The 1,945-nt window shown below is 74.0% G+C and carries 2 protein-coding genes; one reads left to right on the top strand and one right to left on the bottom strand.

Annotation, left to right across the window (positions count from 1 at the left end; genetic code table 11):
* The coding region (locus SSNG_RS41950; protein WP_050779573.1) for an acyl-CoA dehydrogenase family protein at nt 1–1,074 on the bottom strand (1,074 nt) is incomplete at its 3' end.
* Between the two features lie 214 nt (nt 1,075–1,288).
* Here SSNG_RS41950 and SSNG_RS07810 point away from each other — a divergent pair.
* Nucleotides 1,289–1,945: alpha/beta fold hydrolase (locus SSNG_RS07810; protein ID WP_042800709.1), on the top strand; the 657-nt coding region annotated here is incomplete at its 3' end.

Raw genomic sequence — 1,945 nt, 5'->3', positions numbered from 1 at the left:
CTCCGCGCGCAGCGGGGTGGTCTGGGCCTGGATCAGGTGGAACTGGGCCTCGCGGGAGAGCCGGCCGGCGGTGTGCCCGTACTGGACCGCCCGGCCGCCCGCCACCGCCACGCAGGTCGCCGCCGCCCGGACGGCCAGGTCCAGGGCGGCGGCCCGCAGGGTGAGGCGGTCGCCGGTGCGCTCCCCGCGCGGGACCTCGTCGCGCAGGGCGTAGGCCTCGGCGCGCAGCCGGGCGGTGCGCTCGGCGAGGCGCAGGCCGAGGTCCTCGTACGGGGGTGACTGGAGGAGGAAGGCGGCGGTGGCGCGCAGCTGGCCGAAGACGGCGGGCTGCGCGTCGGCGTTCTCCAGGTCGTAGGCGCGGATCCAGTCGGTCCGCGGCAGCACCCCGACCACCCGCTCGTCGGGTACGCGGACGTCGCGCAGCTCGACGGTGGCGGTGTGCGTACCGCCCATCGCCCACAGCGGGGCCCCTTCGGAGGAGCCCAGGCCGCTGTCGGTACGGTCGACCAGGGCGAGGACCGCCTCGTCGGACGGGCCGACGGCGCCGGCGAACACGGTGTCGGCCAGGTCCCACCCGGTCACCCAGGGCATCCGCCCGTCGAGCCGCCATCCGCCCGGGACCCGCCGGGCGGTGACGGGCGGGCGCGGATGCCGCAGGAAGGCGAAGCCGGCGGTGGCGCGGGTCTTCCCGGCGGCGAGGTCCGGCAGCCGGCTCTCGCGCAGGGCGTCCCCCGCCGGGCCGGCCGCCCGGAGCAGGGCCTTGGCCAGCGGGACGTGCTGGGTCCACACGAACCAGGTCGAGGGGTCCACCGCCGCCAGCACCTCGTGCACCTCCCGGAACACCTGGCGGGCCGTCAGCCCGTCGGCGGGGTCCGGTTCGTATGCGACCAGCCCGTACGCGCCGGCTGCGGCGAGCGCGTCCAGATGCGTGCGCGGCACCCCGTCGACGGCGGTCCGCTCCGCCTGGGGCGCCAGTACGCGTACGGCGGCCTCCGTGACGGCGGCGACCAGCGGGTCGGCCGCCAGCCGGGGCGGGGCGGCCAGGGCGGTGCCGGCTCCGGGGGCCCTCTGCATGGCGGGCGTTCACCTCAAGTCCGTGTCCAGGGGCGTCCATTGTTCCTGAGCGGCACTGGAGGAAGGCTCGACACACCAGTTTTTACCGACGCGTAACTTCCAAGTTTTGCTACTGGACCGTAATTTGGCCACAGCAGCCCCCCTTGTGATCCGGATCACGGGACGAACCCCCACGCCCCCACGCATTCCCCTTGACCTGCAAGGAGATCACACGATGCTGCCCTGGAGACGCCTGCTCCGCCCGCTGGCCGTCCTCGCCCTCACCGCAGCCGCCCTCGTCGCCCCCACCGGCGCCGCCCAGGCCGCGTCAGCCCCCAGCAGCGGCTGGAACAACTGGTCCTGCAAGCCGTCCGCCGCCCATCCCCGCCCCGTCGTCCTGGTCCACGGCACCTTCGGGAACTCCGTCGACAACTGGCTCGGATTCGCCCCCTACCTGGTCCACCGCGGCTACTGCGTCTACTCCCTCGACTACGGCCAGCTGCCCGGCGTGCCCTTCTTCAACGGCCTCGGACCCATCGACAAGTCCGCCGGCCAGCTCGACGCCTTCGTCGACAAGGTCCTCGCCTCCACCGGCGCCGCCAAGGCCGACCTGGTCGGCCACTCCCAGGGCGGCATGATGCCCCGCTACTACCTCAAGTTCCTCGGCGGCGCCGCCAAGGTCAACGCCCTCGTCGGCCTCGCCCCCGACAACCACGGCACCACCCTGTCCGGACTCACCCAGCTGCTCCCGTACTTCCCCGGAGCCGAGGACCTGATCAGCACCGCCACCCCCGGACTCGCCGACCAGATCGCCGGCTCCGCCTTCCAGCAGAAGCTGAACGCGGGCGGCGACACCGTCCCCGGGGTGAAGTACACGGTCATCGCCACCAAG

It is taken from the genome of Streptomyces sp. C (assembly GCF_000158895.1).
Classification (GTDB): Bacteria; Actinomycetota; Actinomycetes; order Streptomycetales; family Streptomycetaceae; genus Streptomyces; species Streptomyces racemochromogenes.
This window is presented reverse-complemented; position numbering and strand designations above follow the sequence as displayed.